Source organism: Clostridioides mangenotii TR, assembly GCF_000498755.1.
Taxonomy (GTDB): domain Bacteria; phylum Bacillota; class Clostridia; order Peptostreptococcales; family Peptostreptococcaceae; genus Metaclostridioides; species Metaclostridioides mangenotii_A.
Map to the genome: position 1 here is coordinate 1 of NZ_AXUS01000008.1, position 17,110 is coordinate 17,110.

Annotated in this window: 16 protein-coding genes; 10 read left to right on the plus strand and 6 right to left on the minus strand. The window is 31.2% G+C overall.

Features of this window, described 5'->3' with window-relative positions:
* Window positions 1-13: 13 nt before the first annotated feature.
* Entirely contained in the window at window positions 14-529 is a 516-nt protein-coding gene (locus T473_RS0105325) for a ferritin (RefSeq protein WP_024620970.1), read from the minus strand.
* Between the two features lie 241 nt (window positions 530-770).
* On the opposite strand from T473_RS0105325, the gene T473_RS0105330 reads away from it, so the two are divergent.
* Window positions 771-1,949, plus strand: a complete 1,179-nt coding sequence (locus T473_RS0105330) for a cation diffusion facilitator family transporter (RefSeq protein ID WP_024620971.1) — start codon at window positions 771-773, stop codon at window positions 1,947-1,949.
* A gap of 282 nt (window positions 1,950-2,231) precedes the next feature.
* Here T473_RS0105330 and T473_RS0105335 read toward each other — a convergent pair whose 3' ends face one another.
* On the minus strand, window positions 2,232-3,647 hold the full coding sequence (locus tag T473_RS0105335; RefSeq protein ID WP_024620972.1) for a potassium/proton antiporter: 1,416 nt from the start codon (window positions 3,645-3,647) through the stop codon (window positions 2,232-2,234).
* A gap of 230 nt (window positions 3,648-3,877) precedes the next feature.
* Between T473_RS0105335 and T473_RS0105345 the strand changes: the two genes are divergently transcribed.
* From T473_RS0105345 to T473_RS16275, 3 genes are all read left to right on the plus strand, one after another.
* Window positions 3,878-5,197, plus strand: coding sequence for a cytochrome c biogenesis protein/redoxin (locus T473_RS0105345; RefSeq protein ID WP_024620973.1), 1,320 nt, complete (start codon window positions 3,878-3,880; stop codon window positions 5,195-5,197).
* Window positions 5,198-5,403: 206 nt separating this feature from the next.
* Window positions 5,404-7,131 (plus strand): ABC transporter ATP-binding protein, encoded by a 1,728-nt coding sequence (locus T473_RS0105350; protein WP_024620974.1) that lies wholly within the window; start codon window positions 5,404-5,406, stop codon window positions 7,129-7,131.
* 139 nt (window positions 7,132-7,270) lie between these two features.
* On the plus strand, window positions 7,271-8,968 hold the full coding sequence (locus T473_RS16275; protein WP_330369381.1) for an ABC transporter ATP-binding protein: 1,698 nt from the start codon (window positions 7,271-7,273) through the stop codon (window positions 8,966-8,968).
* 96 nt (window positions 8,969-9,064) lie between these two features.
* Here the strand turns inward: T473_RS16275 and T473_RS0105360 are convergent, their stop codons facing one another.
* Window positions 9,065-10,129, minus strand: coding sequence for a DUF4179 domain-containing protein (locus T473_RS0105360; protein WP_051365875.1), 1,065 nt, complete (start codon window positions 10,127-10,129; stop codon window positions 9,065-9,067).
* 1 nt (window position 10,130) lies between these two features.
* On the minus strand, window positions 10,131-10,688 hold the full coding sequence (locus tag T473_RS0105365; RefSeq protein ID WP_024620976.1) for a sigma-70 family RNA polymerase sigma factor: 558 nt from the start codon (window positions 10,686-10,688) through the stop codon (window positions 10,131-10,133).
* A 245-nt stretch (window positions 10,689-10,933) separates the two neighbouring features.
* Here T473_RS0105365 and T473_RS0105370 point away from each other — a divergent pair, with 245 nt between their 5' ends.
* Together T473_RS0105370 and T473_RS0105375 are read left to right on the plus strand one after the other, a co-directional pair.
* Complete coding sequence (locus T473_RS0105370) at window positions 10,934-11,872, plus strand: SGNH/GDSL hydrolase family protein (RefSeq protein ID WP_161627538.1); 939 nt, start codon at window positions 10,934-10,936, stop codon at window positions 11,870-11,872.
* A gap of 201 nt (window positions 11,873-12,073) precedes the next feature.
* Complete coding sequence (locus T473_RS0105375) at window positions 12,074-12,451, plus strand: GNAT family N-acetyltransferase (protein ID WP_024620978.1); 378 nt, start codon at window positions 12,074-12,076, stop codon at window positions 12,449-12,451.
* 201 nt (window positions 12,452-12,652) lie between these two features.
* On the opposite strand, the gene T473_RS0105380 is transcribed toward T473_RS0105375, so the two are convergent.
* Both T473_RS0105380 and T473_RS0105385 read right to left on the minus strand, forming a co-directional pair.
* Window positions 12,653-13,075 (minus strand): hypothetical protein, encoded by a 423-nt coding sequence (locus tag T473_RS0105380; RefSeq protein WP_024620979.1) that lies wholly within the window; start codon window positions 13,073-13,075, stop codon window positions 12,653-12,655.
* A 343-nt stretch (window positions 13,076-13,418) separates the two neighbouring features.
* Entirely contained in the window at window positions 13,419-13,742 is a 324-nt protein-coding gene (locus T473_RS0105385) for a DUF1540 domain-containing protein (protein WP_024620980.1), read from the minus strand.
* Between the two features lie 146 nt (window positions 13,743-13,888).
* Here T473_RS0105385 and T473_RS0105390 point away from each other — a divergent pair, with 146 nt between their 5' ends.
* From T473_RS0105390 to ruvB, 4 genes are all read left to right on the plus strand, one after another.
* The gene (locus tag T473_RS0105390; RefSeq protein ID WP_024620981.1) at window positions 13,889-14,509 is read left to right on the plus strand and encodes a hypothetical protein; all 621 of its coding nucleotides are present in this window, start codon (window positions 13,889-13,891) and stop codon (window positions 14,507-14,509) included.
* 403 nt (window positions 14,510-14,912) lie between these two features.
* Window positions 14,913-15,422, plus strand: a complete 510-nt coding sequence (ruvC, locus tag T473_RS0105395) for a crossover junction endodeoxyribonuclease RuvC (RefSeq protein WP_024620982.1) — start codon at window positions 14,913-14,915, stop codon at window positions 15,420-15,422.
* A complete protein-coding gene (gene ruvA / locus T473_RS0105400; RefSeq protein ID WP_024620983.1) occupies window positions 15,415-16,008 on the plus strand; it encodes a Holliday junction branch migration protein RuvA in 594 nt (197 codons plus the stop codon). The genes ruvC and ruvA overlap by 8 nt, the downstream gene beginning before the upstream one ends.
* A 72-nt stretch (window positions 16,009-16,080) precedes the next feature.
* Window positions 16,081-17,097 carry a Holliday junction branch migration DNA helicase RuvB gene (gene ruvB, locus T473_RS0105405; RefSeq protein ID WP_024620984.1) on the plus strand — a complete coding sequence of 339 codons (1,017 nt, stop codon included), beginning with the start codon at window positions 16,081-16,083 and terminating at the stop codon, window positions 17,095-17,097.
* The last annotated feature ends 13 nt before the right edge of the window (window positions 17,098-17,110 follow it).

Sequence of the window (17,110 nt, forward strand, 5' to 3'; positions counted from 1 at the left end):
ATTATTATAATAATTAATTGTTTGTAGTAGTTGGAGGAACGTAAACTCTTTGAGCAAGTTCGTCATCAAGCATATAAAGAGCAACTTGATTGTCTTTAGCTCTTTTAACTTTTTTAACTAAGTTGTGGAAGTTATCTTCTTCTTCAACTTGCTCATCAACATACCATTGAAGTACGCTTTTAGTAGCATGCTCTTTTTCTTCAGTTGCAACGTCCATTAAGTCGTATATTTTGCTTGTTACTAATTTTTCATGATCAAAAGCTTCTTCTATAACTTCTAGAATATCTTTGTACTCAGCTTTTGGTTTAGGTATTTCTTCTAAAATAACCATCCCATCTTTTTGGAAGATGTAGTCATATAACTTCATTGCATGAGACAATTCTTCTTGAACTTGAACTCTAAAGAAATTAGCAAAACCGCTTAAATCTATGGATTCAGCATAAGATGCCATAGCTAAATAAACATATGAAGAATATATCTCAAAATTCACTTGAGCATTTAGCTTTTCAAATAATTTTTTACTTACCATTTTTATCACCCCATATAAATATTATTTTTGTACCTTAATTATAGTTTATAGTTTTCTCAGATAATTAGCAAATATAAATAGTAAATTATAGTAAATATTGTTATATTTATGATATAATACATTTTAAACTCAAAATAAGGTAATTACCAATCCCTTTGGGTATAATATATAAGATGAGATTTTATATCTCTATTAACTATAGAATAATAATTGAGTAATACGAATATTAGGAGGAATGAAATTGTTATCAAATTTATTAGTAAAATCCTTTGTAAAAGACAATGAAAATATACAAGATGAAGATGTGAGAAATAAATACGGCTATCTAGCGGGGATAGTTGGAATTTTTATGAACTTTTTGCTGTTTGCCTTTAAGCTAGCTATAGGTTTGTTTACTTCAAGTATAGCTGTAATGGCAGACGCATTTAACAATTTATCTGACATGGCATCATCAGTTATAACTATAATAGGTTTTAAACTTTCATGCGTGCCTCCAGATGAGGAACATCCATTTGGACATGGAAGACTTGAGTACTTATCAGCGCTTATAGTTGCATTTATGGTTATGTTGGTTGGGGTTCAGTTTATAAAGTCCTCAGTGGAGAGAATATTAAATCCATTACCTATAAAATTTGAAATGATACCATTTATAATACTTTTAGTGTCTATATTGATCAAAATATGGCTGAGCAGATTTAATAAATTTATAGGTAAAAAAATAGATTCTTCAGCTCTAAAAGCAGCTTCTTTAGATGCAATGGGTGATGTTGTTACATCAAGCTGTGTTGTATTATCATTTTTAGCGGCTAAATTTACAACTATACCAGTAGATGGATATGTTGGAATTGTAGTTTCTTTATTAATTTTATATGCAGGATTTACACTAGTAAAAGATACAATAAATCCACTTCTAGGGGAAGCTCCAGACGAAGAACTTGTAAACTCAATAGTTGACGGATTGATGTCTTATGATATGGTGATCGGCGTTCACGACTTAATTATTCACAATTATGGAGTTGGAAAAAGTATAGCATCTGTTCATGCTGAAATTCCATCGGATAAAGATATTCTTGATATACATGAAGTGATTGATACAGCAGAAAGAGAATTGTCAGAAAAACTAAAAATATACTTAGTAATACATATGGACCCAGTAAACGTTCAAGATGAAGAAATATATGAAACAAGACAAGAACTAGAAGATATGTTAAAGCAAAATACTTATATACTATCGATACATGATTTTAGGGTAGTGGGTAAGGGCAAAAGGAAGAATCTAATTTTCGATGTAGTAGTAGATCCAAATGAGTTGGACAGAAATATTTCTAAGGAAGAAATAAAAGCGAATATAACAAATCTAGTGAAATCAGTTCATCCAGAATACGGCTGTATAATAGGGGTGGATAGAAAGTTTTATTAAATATATAAATATGTAATTTTAAATATATAGTGGAGTTTATCTATAAAATAGAGTAGATAGAGAACATATATGTGAAATAATAAGGTATTTACAATTAAATTAGGGATGTATAGATAATTAGTAAAGTTAGGTAAAACCTATCTTAAATAGCTGATTATCTCTACATCCCTAGTTATTTTAATTTATCATTACTTATTATTTTGAATTTACTGAACTTCAATGCTACTTATCGTTACGTTAGATTATTTTTTTAAGTTCATCAATATGATCTACTTCGATATTTTATACAGGAATCTTATCAAAATCGATTCCGTTTAATACAAGCACATCGCCTAATTTAATCTTAGTAGATCCTTTAGGAACAATAGCTTTCTTATTTCGTTTAATCATAACCACTAGAATACTCTGAGGAATATTAGCTTCAGAAAGAGTCTTATTTACCCAAGGGCTGCTCTTTGTAATTTCAACTTCCATCAAATGAGTTAAAGATTCTTCTTCGTAGTCTGTAAATGTCTTGAATATAGATTCATTGTCGTCTACAAGGTCTAATTTTCTAGCAAAAGTAGGTATTAAAGTACCTTGAACTAATACTGAGAACAGTGCTACGAAAAATACTATATGGAATATATCCTGATTTAGGTTTATATTAAAAGAGACTGCGTATATCGCAAAAACAACTGATGCAGCACCTCTTAGTCCGACCCAAGATACGAATAGTTGATGCTTAATCGGGAACTTAAACCAACTAAGAATTGAGAAGGTTGCTATTGGTCTAGCAACGAATATCATAAATATCGATACTATAACAGCTGGAGCTATTATTTTGGGTATTTCTGATGGGAAAGATAATAATCCTAGTGTAAAGAACAACATTATCTGCATAATCCACGAAATTCCATCAAAGAAGTGAAAAAGACTTCGTTTGTTTAGAATATTGCTATTACCAACGATTATACCTATTAAGTATACACATATATATCCATTGCCACCGACTGTTTCACTTAGAGCGTACCCAAGAATTACTATTGCGGTTACAAGAATTGGATAAAGCCCATCTATTTCTAAATTTATTTTTTGAAGAGTAATAACTGTAATTTTGGCGAGTACAAATCCTATCAGAAGTCCAAATACTATCTGTGAAAATAACATTGATAAAACGGATGCTTCACCATTGCCTAACATAAGAGAAACTATGATTACAGTTAACATGTATGAAATTGGATCGTTACTGCCACTTTCTATTTCAAGTAGAGATCCCAAGCCATCTTTTAGATTTAATTTCCTAGAACGCAAAATTGCGAATACTGATGCTGCATCTGTAGATGCAACGACTGAACCGATTAATAAACCTTCAAGAAGTGAAGTTTTTAAAACGAAATAACAGAACATACCGGTAAGTGATGCGGTAATTATAACTCCGAGTGTCGACATGAGTAATGATGGAATAAATACAGGCTTTCCTGCTTTCCAATTGGTACCAAAACCACCGTAAAACATTATAAATACTAAACCAAAAGAGCAAATTTGCCTTGATAATTCATAATCGCTAAAGTATATACCGACTATACCATCAGACCCAAATAGCATCCCGAGTATTATAAATATTGCAAGAGTTGGTATACCAAACCTATAGAGCAACTTGCTCGAGGCTATACATAAAAGTAAAATTATAGAACAAATAATCATTGCATAGATCATGTTTCTATCAATCCTCCTAACCGTTTTAAATTTTTAGGTTTATTTTAGGTTAAAAAAGAGTTTGTTTTTTATCTTATTGCTTAAATTAAATAAAACCTATAATATAATTATATGTCTATGTTAAGAGTATATCAATAGTTAATATTTTTCAATTATGCAATTAACAAATATATTTAAGGGTATAAAAAATAAAGAGTGTATTGATATGACTAAATTTGGGGAGGTAATAAATGTTTGAAAATATTCTTTCAATTGGGCACATAAATTTTTTTCTTGTATTTATCGAAGGTATAATATCGTTTTTTTCACCATGCGTGATTCCGCTTATACCTATATACATGAGTTATTTGGCAGGTAATGCTAAAAAAGAAGATTTAAATGGCAATATTACATATGAAAGGGGCAAAGTGTTATTTCACACATTGTTCTTTGTGCTAGGTATTTCAGTTTCATTTTTTATATTGGGGCTTTCATTTTCTGCGCTAGGTAGATTTTTTAGCGACAATAAGTTGATATTTAGTAGAATTGGCGGGATAATAATTATAGTACTAGGTTTGATTCAAATAGGATTTTTAAATTTCAATTTTTTAAATAGGAATTTTAAGATAAATATAAATCAAAATTTAAAGAAAATGAATCCGATCGTTGCATTCATTATGGGATTCACATTTAGTTTTGCGTGGACTCCTTGTGTTGGACCGGCATTATCCTCAGTACTTATATTAGCTTCAAGTGCCAAGAGTGCTATTGCGGGGAATGTACTAGTTTTGGTATACACAATAGGTTTTATAATACCTTTTATATTTTTAGGCTTATTTACAACACAAGCTCTACAATTTATAGATAAAAAGAAACATATAGTAAAGTACACTATTAAAATTGGAGGAGTTATCCTTATAATAATGGGGGTTATGACTTATACTGGTTGGATAAATTCTTTAACAGGATATTTAAATACCAATACAAACCAGTCAAATATATCTCAGAAATCAGATAAAAATGATACTAATGGAAGCAATAAGGCTAATAGCGATAAAGAAAATAAAGATGATAAAAATAAATCAGATAGCCAGAACGGCGTAGCTGATTCGAATAGTGATGAAGCAGAGCCAGGAGAGATGCCTGCATTTGATTTCACACTTTTAGATCAAAATGGAAAAGAACATAAACTATCTGATTACAAAGGAAAAGTAGTGTTTTTAAACTTTTGGGCTACATGGTGCCCTCCTTGTAAAGAAGAGATGCCGCATATAGAAGATCTATACAATGAATACAACTTAAATAAAGATGAGGTTGTTATTCTAGGAGTAACAGGGACTCACGATCAGAGTGAAAAGGATGTTTTAGACTACTTAGATCAAAACAACTACACTTTCCCTACTGTTATAGACAAAACGGGTGAGGTTTTTGATAATTATAACATCAACTCATATCCGACTACTTATATGATAGATAAAGACGGCAAAATATATGGTTATACTGTTGGAGCATTAAATAAAGACATCATGAAACAGATAATTGGGCAGACATTAGAAAGTAAGAAGCAATAAAAAATAAAAAGTAAAACACAATAAATTGACTTTGTTTTTTCTATATGATAAAATTTATAAGATTAGACAAATTGTGGCTTGGGATTATTTAAGAGATTAGGGGGCAGTCGACTCTATCTCTTTTTTTGTAGTTGAAATACAGATAACTTAAGTACATATATAGGCAGTTTAAGTGAAATAATTAAATTAGAGAGAGGAGATGTAAGATGAAGTTAATATTAAAATATCTCAAGAATTATAAACTTTTAATAGCAGCTAACTTTGTTGGAGTATTTAGTTTTGCGCTTGTTGAACTAGGAATTCCTACAGTACTTGCTAAAATCATAGACAACGGAATAACTAATGGAGATATTTCTTATATAAAGAAGATGATATTAGTAATGATACTTATATCGTTAGTCGGTGGGTTTGGTAGTATGCTGTTAGGATACTGTTCATCTAAAGTATCTACAGGTATCGCTAGAGACATAAGAAATAACATATTTGAGAAATCACAAGAATTTTCACATACTGAGTACAACAAATTTGGAGTTTCATCGATGATAGTAAGGACTACAAACGATGTATACCAACTTCAAAACTTTGTAAATATTCTACTCAGACTGGCATTTCTTACACCAATAGTATTCTTGATGAGTATTATTATGACATTTATCACAAGTGCTCAGCTATCATTAATCATTATGGCTACAATACCTTTTATATTCATTGGAGTGCTAATAATAGCAAAAATTTCTCATAAAATATCTGATAAACAGCAAAAAAGTCTTGATAAATTAAATAGAATTTTAAGAGAAAATCTAACTGGTATAAGAGTTATAAGAGCTTTTAGAAAAGATAAATACGAAACAGAAAGATTTGCAGAAACAAACGAGTACTATGCAAAGGTATCAAAAAAGTTATTTAGACTTATGGCAATTACTCAACCAGCGTTTTTCTTAATTTTAAACGTTGCAATACTTGCAGTATTCTGGGTATCGAGTGGAAAAATAAATAATGGAACACTACAAGTCGGACAATTAGTAGCATTTTTGGAGTATTTATTCCACGCTATGTTTTCGATAATGCTGTTTTCTATGGTGTTTATCATGTATCCTAGAGCAGCTGTTTCGGCGAGTAGGATTCAGGAGCTACTGGAAGCAGATCCACTTATCAAAAATCCAGAAAATGGGGTAAAAGAGACAGAAATCAAAGGGCTTCTAGAGTTTGATAATGTTACATTTGCGTATCCAGATGGAGAGGCTGATGTATTAAAAAATGTATCATTTACAGCAAAAGCAGGAGAAACGGTAGCATTTATAGGAAGTACAGGAAGTGGAAAGAGTTCGCTTATAAACTTAATACCTAGATTTTACGATGTTACAGGTGGAAGTTTAAAAGTAGACGGCGTAGATGTAAGAGAGTACGATATACATGCTCTTAGGAAAAAAATTGGATTTATACCACAGAAAGCTTTACTGTTCTCTGGAAGTATAAAGAGCAATATAAGATTTGGTAAAAAAAATGCAGATGAAAACGAAATTAAGTATTCGGCTAAAGTAGCTCAGGCGTACGACTTTATAAAACGCAAACCTAAAAAGTTCGATGAAGAGCTAAGTGAAGGTGGAGCAAACGTATCTGGAGGTCAAAAACAGAGACTTTCTATTGCGAGAGCTTTAGTTAGAAAAGCTGAAATATATGTATTTGACGACAGTTTCTCAGCACTTGATTTTAAGACTGATTCTGTACTTAGAGCAAGATTAAAAGAAGAAACTAGAGACTCAGTTGTACTTATAGTCGCTCAGAGAATAAGTTCTATAATGGATGCTGATAAAATAATAGTTTTAGATGAGGGAGAAGTAGTATCGATCGGAACACATAAAGAACTTCTTAAAAATTCGAAAATATACTACGAAATAGCTACATCACAACTTAAAAAGGAGGAATTGGGTTAATGAAAAAAGTAAAACACTTTGGTTCAACTTATAAAAAAATATCTCCTTTCATAAAACCCTATAGATTTTCATTTTTAGTTGCGATATTTTTCGTAATAACTTCGGCAATTTTGAATTCGATCGACCTAGAATAGAGGGAATGATAACTACTCAGCTAGCTAAAGATGCCATAAATATATACAAGGGTGTAGAAGGAGCTTCAGTTAATTTCACATATATTTTAAGAATAATGGGGATATTAGCAGCAATTTATTTAGTAAAAGCAATACTAAACTACGGTGCGGGATGTCTACTTGCAAATGCGATCCAAAGCAGTATAAGAGATCTGAGAACTGCAGTTGAAAGCAAAATAAGAAGGCTTCCAATAAGCTATTTTGATAAAAATAGTCTTGGAGATGTGCTTAGCCGTGTATCAAACGATATCGATACTATATCAAATGCGTTTCAACAGAGTTTTATACAGATAGTAAACGGAATATTAGTATTTTCATTGGCAATAGGTATGATGTTTACTATCAATGTAAAGATGGCACTTTTTACATTGTTAATAATACCGTTAAGTTACTTTATATCTAGATTTATAGTAAAGAAATCACAAACACAGTTCAACGATCAACAAGATGCACTTGGTGTTTTAAATGGAAAAGTGCAGGAGATGTACACTGGATTTAATGAAATAAAATTATACGGTAAAGAAGAAGATGTTATAGAAGAATTTAAAGAAGCAAATAACAATCTTCGTAATTACGGATTTAAAGCTCAGTTTATATCTAGTTTGATGAATCCACTTATATCTTTACTAACTTACTTTGGAATAGTTGCTGTTTCGTTTGTAGGATCATTAAATGTTATATCGGGAAGTCTTTCTATTGGTAACTTACAAGCATTTATTCGTTATATTTGGCAAATTAACCAACCTCTTTCACAGGTAACTCAACTATCTACAATAATTCAATCTGCATATTCGGCTATTAATAGAGTTCTTGAGATACTTGAAGAAGAAGAGATGACAGAAGATACACAAACTAATGAAGATGTTAGTAAATTACAAGGAAATGTAAGCTTTGAGCATGTTCAGTTTGGGTACAAAGACGATAATTTACTTATAACAGATTTAAATGCTGAAGTTAAAAGCGGTCAGATGGTAGCAATCGTGGGTCCAACTGGAGCAGGTAAAACGACTTTAATAAACTTACTTATGAGATTTTACGATGTAAAAGGTGGAGCTATCAAAATCGATGGAATAGACATTAGAGACTTGCCAAGAGAAGATTTAAGATCACTATTCGGGATGGTTCTTCAAGATACTTGGTTATTTAGTGGATCAATATATGAAAATATTGAGTACGGAAGGTTTGGAGCGACTAAAGAAGAAATTGTGGAAGCTGCAAAAAGAGCTAATGTACACCACTTTATCAAGACTCTTCCAGATGGTTACAATATGCTGATAAATGAAGAAGGGTCTAATATTTCGATTGGTGAGAAACAATTACTTACAATAGCTAGGGCATTCTTGTCAAATCCTTCGATACTTATATTAGATGAAGCTACAAGTTCGGTGGATACAAGACTGGAAATAATGCTTCAAGAGGCTATGAAAAACATTATGAAGGGTAGAACTAGTTTTGTAATTGCTCACAGGCTTTCTACTATTAGAAACGCTGATTTGATCCTAGTTATGGATCAGGGAAGTATAATAGAGCAAGGGACTCACGATGAATTGATTGCTAAAGGCGGGTTCTACGAGAATCTTTACAACAGTCAATTTGCTGGGAAATCGGATGAGAGCAAATTAGATAATAGCAAATTAGATAATAGCAAATTAGATAATAAATAAAAGACATATAAATAAGGTCAGGTAGCTTGATACAGATATGTATCAAAAGCTTCCTGACCATTTATTTTTTTAATTAGTTATACTTATATTAAACTTCTATTTACTTGTTGATAGCTTTGTTAAGTCTATTGTAAATGCCTCTCCTACTTTTTTGTATTCAGATCGATCTGGCATTTTTCCGCTTGATTCTGGCATTTTAACAGCATAAGGTGTTAGTGTTAACGATTTAGCGTCTTTGTTTAAGTTTGAATCTAGATTGGAATATTCGAACATACCTCCATCTTTGTTACCTGTTACAAATTCAAATGTAACATCATTTCCTAAATCATTTTTACCAATTAAATGCATATCATATCCATTTATATTTTTTTTATCGAATGTAAAATATATTTTTTGTCCAAGGCTATTACTAGTGAATTTATTAAGTTTTATTTTATAGTCTTCAGATATAGTTATCTTTTTATCTAAAGTTAAAGCCTGAGTATCTTTCTTTAATTCTGTTCCATTAGTTTTAAATTTAAATACCCACGGACCACTGTATTCTTTGTCATCAATGTATATTTTATCATAGACAATTTTCACATTTATACCACCAGCTTCAGGAACGGATGTTAGGTTGTAATTAATAATTTCTTGATGTGTAAATTCGTCTATACCTTGACCTGAACCGCGCCCTCCTTCAGAAATATCTTTTCCGTTGATGTATATACTTGCAGATGAAGATAAGTAGTCTTTAATTTTTTCAGTACTTGAGAAGCTAGTTGAAACAACTAGAAACTTGTCGTCTAAAATAACTTCATTTAAATTAACTGTAATTCCATCTTTAGTAATTTCTTTATTTACAACTGTACTGTATTTGTCCAAATTTTCATCTAAGCCCATGAATGATGCCATGTTGGATACAAATATATTGATGCTAGCCCACGCAAGTCCTCCTGAGTTGCTGGCTAAAAGAGATACTGATAAAATTAATACTGATGCAGCTACTGCAACTTTCTTAAAGTCTTTATTTTTCTTATTTCTATTGTTTAAGCTTTTCTTAAAGTTCTTTATAACCCTTTTTGCTTCTATATCTGTAAAATCGGTTTGATCTAATTCATCTAAATCGATTTCTGTTTCATTGAGTAGGTATAATATATCTTTATTCATATCGTTTTTCATTTTATATCCTCCTAGTTTCAATATCTTGTATTGTATTTTTTAGTTTTTTCTTTCCCCTTGACAACCTATTGTAAAGAACGCTTTTTGAAATTCTAAGCTCTTCACTGATCTCATCGAAGTCTTTCTCTTCTAAATAAACCATTAGAAAAATCTTTTTATCTTCAGGTTTAAGAGGTGCTAGTAATTTTTCCAGATTATTTTGAACATCTTTCTCTAAAACTTTTTCAAGTAAGTTTTCAGGTGAAATAAGTTCAGTATTTTCAATGTTTTCATCCTTTAAGTTTTTTAAGTATTTTCTCTGGTAGTCTATTGATTTGTATTTTGATATAGCAGCTACCCAGTTTTTAAATGAATTTTTATCTTCATCAAATGAATCTATATTATCCCAAATTGCGAGCAAGATATCGTTTATACATTCCTCTTGGTGCCCGATAAGATTGTAGAGCGATTTCTTTACTGTGGATTTTATTATCCAACCGTAGTTGTCGATTACAAAATATAAGGCTTCTTCATTTTTATCTCTTAGTTCAGAAATAAAATTGTTTTCATGAATTTTCATTTTTTCCTCCAGTTCCAATAAGCTTATTTATGTATTTGTCTATTAATACGAATTCAATTGCAAGAATCTATCAATTTTAGAGAAATAAATTATAATTGTTTTGAAATTATCTAAAATATTTTCATTTATATTCATTTATAATATTAATATATAAATGCCGGTTTACATATAGTTTTATAACGATGTAGAAAATAAATTTCTAGAAGATCATTTAGAAGACTATTAATATGAGAAGAGGAGTTAAATTGATTAGACTATTAAAAAGGATTCTGACTGCATTTATGCTGTCTTTTTTGACTATCGCAATCGGTATCAATGTATATGCTGAACAAAGTAAATATGAATATGTGGTTTTGGGAGATTCAATTTCAACTGGAGTAGGTCTTAAAGATAAAGAAAAACAGATATTTTCAAACAAACTTGCGAAAAGTATAGATAAAAGGTCTATTAATTTAGCTGTAAATGGCATAGATAGCAGTGACTTAGTTGATATTTTTAGATCTAACGAGAAGGATATAAACAAATATATAAGGAGTTCGGAAGTTATAACTCTATCAATTGGAGGAAATAATCTATTACAACCTTTAATGTATTCGATTAAAGAAGCTCTTGGTTTGTCTGATAATGCCTCATCCTATGAGATTGAAAGAGCTGTTAGATTAAACCCAGAACCTCTTGTAGATTTACTTACACCTGAAGGTTTGAGATCGCCAGAAGTAACTGGGAAATTGAAGGATGGGCTTAGAGAGTTTGACAGAGACTTCCCTATAATTATAAAGCACATAAAAGATCAAAACCCAGAAGTAAAGTTAGTAGTACAAACTTTATACAATCCGTTTACTGAAACTGCTATTTTAAAGCCAATGTCAAGTGTTGCAGACATATACATAAGTCAAATTAATCGTTCAATTAAACGAAATTCATATGAAAATAATTATTTGGTTGCAGATATTTATAACGTATTTAAATCTAATAGCAGGGATGTAATGACTAATATGGCTTACTTTGATATTCATCCAAACGAAAAAGGACAAAATGAGATATATAAAACTATATTAAGTGTAGTAGATGATAATATTCCCCAGGAAATACCGACAATTTCATCGCACAAAGAAAATGGTTTTGGAGAGATCTCAAAATATTGGAAAATTATATGTAGAGAGATAGTGGAGTTTTTCAGTTAAATTAATATGGACTATTATCATTTTAAGATTTACAATTAACTAAAGATTAACTATTTACATAAGTTTTGATTATTTACTAAATATATTGAATAGAATTATAGATGAATGACGGAGGATTACAATGAATATTGAAATAAGAAAGATGGACAATGTGATACCATACCTTACGATTTACTTTACTTAGCGGATCCATCCATTGATATGGTAGAAAGATATTTAAAAGAAGGAGAGTGTCATATAGCTATTGCAGATAAAGAGACTGTAGGAGTTTATTTGCTTGCTAGAAAGTCATTTGATACTTTAGAGATTGTAAATATAGCAGTAAAAGAGTCACACCAAAGTGCAGGAATAGGTAAACTTTTAGTTGAGGATGTAGTGCGTCTATCTAAGTATAAAGGAGATAAATACTTGGAAGTGGGAACTGGAAATTCGAGTATTTCTCAGCTAGCTTTTTATCAGAAGTGTGGGTTTAGGATTGTTGGAGTTGATGTTGATTTTTTTAAGAAAAACTACACTGAGAAGATAGTTGAAAATGGAATCGAATGCTTGGATATGATCAGGCTTAGAATGATATTGTAGACTGGACTTATGAGTAAATTTAACTGATAATAATATTATAGTTAACACTTCTTTTCAGGCAGTTTAGTACTTGTGTATCTCGGTTTTGAATTAATACGTACATAGCTTGCGATAAGTATATCCATACATAGGTTTTAAAAAGAATAAATAGAAAAAGTATGCGGTATTTATAGTAAATCGCATACTTTTTCTATTGTTATTTTATTTAATTGTAGAATTATTTAGTTCTAGATAAAAATTGATGTAAGTCATTTCTATATAAGCAGATAACCAAAGCGCGTATGGAATTACGCCGAGGATAATTACAATCGAAATTATAAGTGAAACAACCCCTAAAAAAGTTGATTTAGATAAATGTTTAAAGCCAAATAATATCTCTGATATCTTAGGGTTTTTACCCAAAGAAAGATCCAACATAAACTTAATCTTGCCGACATATATAGGTGCAGTTAAAAAGATGCTCAGAAGTATATAGGCAATGAGTGAACTTGTATTAGATGATCCTTCAAATCTTTCCGTTACGGCAAGTGCTAAAGTTGATAAAAAAACTACGAATATTGCCGATGGCAAGTGTCCATTTAACTGATTTCTCGATCTTTCTTTTAAAGTAGCAAATGAAACCATAATATCCCTCCTCAATAGTGTGTAAATGTGTATCTTAACACAATTTTATACTATTCTTGAAATTGGTAAAAGGTGAGGTATAACTATAAAATAACAAATAAAAAAGTATTATTTTACGCTTTCTCAAAGCTTATAGTTTAATTTTATATAAACCATGCTCATTGAAATCGCACAAAATAATACTTAAAAGTTCAATCAAAAGTTAAGTAAAACACTTAAATTAAAACTTAAATTATAAGTTAAAAAAGTTCAATTAAATTTAAATAAAAGTTAAATAAAAAGTTCAATTAAAATATATTGGTATAACTAACTACTTCATAAATCGATTGTATTATAAGTTGATTTACATTCTACTTTCAAAACTTCCACAATAAGTCTCAGAATATATAACTGGCTTATCAGTATTAGGCTCAACTTGGATATTTTGAAGATTACAAACATCTCCATTTCCATTGTGCTCACAAGAGCTGACGTTGCAAACTAGATCAGTCTTACCGTTGTTAGTATTGTTAGTCAATCTGCTGTAGTGTTCTTTTTCTAAAAATGAGCTACAGTTAGTACTCTCGCTTTTTTGCGCAGATTTACCCGAAATATTTATTTTTTCAGCATAACAGACATTGTTATCATAGTAAGAACAGTTCGTTACATTACAATTAATTTTTGACATATAATTACCTCCTAATCATTCTTAATAGAAGTATGTCCAAATAGATTTATAAGTATAACAAGATCAACATTTTTTTGCTTATTATTTACATAAATTGTATAAAAGCCTCCCATTTGGAAAGAATATTAAAAAAGGAGGCGAATATATTGTTTGAGCAAAGAAGAAGTTTTAATTATCGCAAAGTATCTGCTTATGCAGCAACAGCAATTATAGTTTTTGGAAGTGGATTTTATATAGGATCAAGAACTGCTTCGAGGGATATGCCTATCAAAAATACAGCAAATATTGAACAAGCTAAAGTTCAAAAGCCTTATGATTTAAATCAAGACTGTGAAGTTTGGCTTCAAAATGAAGGCGAGACAGAGACGAATTACAAAAGAACTTATATAATGGCTGGAGTAGTTCCAAATGAAGTTTTGGGCAAAACAGAAAATGAAATAAAGAGTTACTTTAAAAATGAATATCCTGGAAAAATGGTAAAGAGTCTATCAAAAGAGGAGATTGTATTAGAGGATGCTGAGCACAAATCTGATGATAAAGTCGATACAATGAGCGATAATTCTAAACGTGGAAAATACGCCATAGAGACAGAAAAAGGACTTATAGCTCTTTATAAGTATGACAAAAATGGAAAGAAGAGCTTAGTTGAAAAAACTAAAATTACTCTGGATTCACTGCCTAAAACAGTGCAGGAAGAAATTGAAAAAGGCGTAATAATGGACACTGAAGATGAAGCATATGCTAGGTTAGAGGATTTTGCAAGCTAGAGGAGATCTTTAATTTAGAGTTAGAGTAAAATCTACAAGTTAGAATTTTGTAAGTATATTGAAGGCATAGGGTAAATGGGTTAATTATAGTATAAATAGTATATAAATGTAAGGAACTATCTTTGTATAAATATAGGTGCAGTAGATAGTTCTTTTTTATTTTCAATTTTTTATTTACATAAAAGGCGTTAAGGATTATTTTAACTTATATTTATGGTATAATTATTTAGAACATAAGTTTTGTAATAGAGAATTTAAAGTTTTTAAGAGAAGATTTAAATTCTTATGATAGAAGAATTTAATATTGATAGTATTAAAAGTGATTGTATTTGTTGCTAATAAAAAATAGCATAAAATATATTGCTGAGAAATATGTTTTATAAATTGGGGAAGGACGTATTTTATGATAATCTTGGGAATAGATCCAGGGATAGCAATAGTTGGATATGGAGTACTGGAATACAAAAATAATAAATTTACTCCGATAGATTACGGAGCAGTCACTACGCCTGCACATATGGATGTGTCTAAGAGACTAGAGCTAGTGTACAAAGGAATAGATACAATAATAAAAAATTATGATATAGATGAAGTTGGAATAGAGGAACTGTTTTTCAACAAAAACGTTAAGACTGCAATTACAGTTGCACAAGCCAGAGGGGTTACTATGCTTGCATGTTCTCACAATAGCAAGCCGGTTTACGAGTACACTCCACTTCAGGTTAAGCAAGGGGTAGTAGGGTATGGTAGAGCACAAAAAGCTCAAGTTCAACAGATGGTTACAGCGTTCTTAAATTTAAAAGCAGTACCAAAGCCGGATGATGTTGCCGATGCACTAGCAGTTGCAATTTGCCACGCACATTCAAATAAGCTTGAAAAAACTCTGAAAAATATAGGAGGGAAATATGTTTAATTATATAAAGGGAATTATAGAAGAGATAAACATGACTTACATAGTTATTGAAAACAATAATATAGGATATGAGATCAATGCTTCTTCTAACACTATTGCAGATGTTAGAGTTGGAAAAGAGGCAAAAATATATACAAAATTAATAGTAAGGGAAGATGATTTAACTATCTGCGGATTTTCTACTAAAGAAGAGCTTAAGATGTTTGAGCTTTTGACTTCAGTATCTAAGATAGGCCCAAAAGTTGGACTAGCTATACTGTCGTTTTCGACTCCAGCAAAACTAGGTGCATTTATACTTAGCGATGATATAGCAAATCTTTCAAAAGCACCTGGAGTAGGTAAAAAAACAGCAGAGAGAATTATACTAGAACTTAAAGATAAGATAGATAAAGATAGCGTGGCATTTGAACCTACACTTTTCTCTGAAAAGCCTATACTTATTTCACAGGATGAAGCCGTTGAAGCACTTATAGCGCTAGGTTACAGTCCGATGGAATCAAAAGAAGCTGTTCAAAACTGTAAAAAGGACGGATTAAATACCGAGGATATAATCAAAAAATCCCTTGCCTATTTAATGACGAAATAGCCAACTATATTTTAGAGGGGAGGAAGATTTATGAATGAATTTGATGACGAAGATAGAATAATTACATCTACTATGCAGACTGATGACGAAGATAGAATAATTACATCTTCTATGCAGACCGATGATGTAGATATAGAAAACAGTTTAAGACCTAAGACTCTAGAAGAATATTTAGGGCAAGAAAAATCAAAGGAGCAGCTTAGTATATTTATTCAAGCCGCAAAGTCTAGAAGCGAACAGTTAGATCACGTACTGCTTTATGGACCACCTGGACTTGGGAAAACTACTCTTGCCAGTATAATAGCAAATGAAATGGGCGTTAACCTTAGAATAACTTCGGGCCCTGCTATTGAGAGAGCTGGAGATTTGGCGGCGATACTTACAAACTTAAATGAAAATGATGTACTTTTTATAGATGAAATTCACAGAATCAATAGGACTGTGGAAGAAGTGTTGTACCCTGCAATGGAGGACTTTTGCTTGGATATAATTATAGGTAAAGGCCCATCTGCGAGAAGTATAAGACTCGATTTGCCTAAATTCACTCTTATAGGGGCTACTACTAGAGCAGGAATGCTTACAAATCCTTTAAGAGATAGATTTGGAGTAATTTGCAAGCTAGATTACTATACTGTCGATGAGCTTGCACAGATAGTTTTGAGATCTTCTTCAATACTCGATGCAGAGATACACGAAACTGGAGCTTTGGAGCTTGCTAAGCGTTCAAGGGGAACTCCTAGGATCGCCAATAGATTGCTTAAAAGAGTTAGAGATTACGCTCAGGTTAAATCGGATGGGATAATAAGCAATGAAATAGCCAAAGATGCGTTGGAGCTTCTAGGAATAGACGATCTCGGTCTAGACAATGTAGACGAAAAGCTACTGCACACAATAATAGAAAAATTTGGTGGAGGACCAGTAGGACTTGATACACTTGCAGCTTCAATAGGTGAAGATAGAAATACTATAGAAGATGTTTTTGAACCATACCTATTACAGCTTGGATTTATTAACAGAGGTCCAAGAGGAAGGTCTGCAATGCCTTTAGCATATAAACACTTAAATATAGAAAAGCCCCGTGATAAATAGGCAGCACGGGACT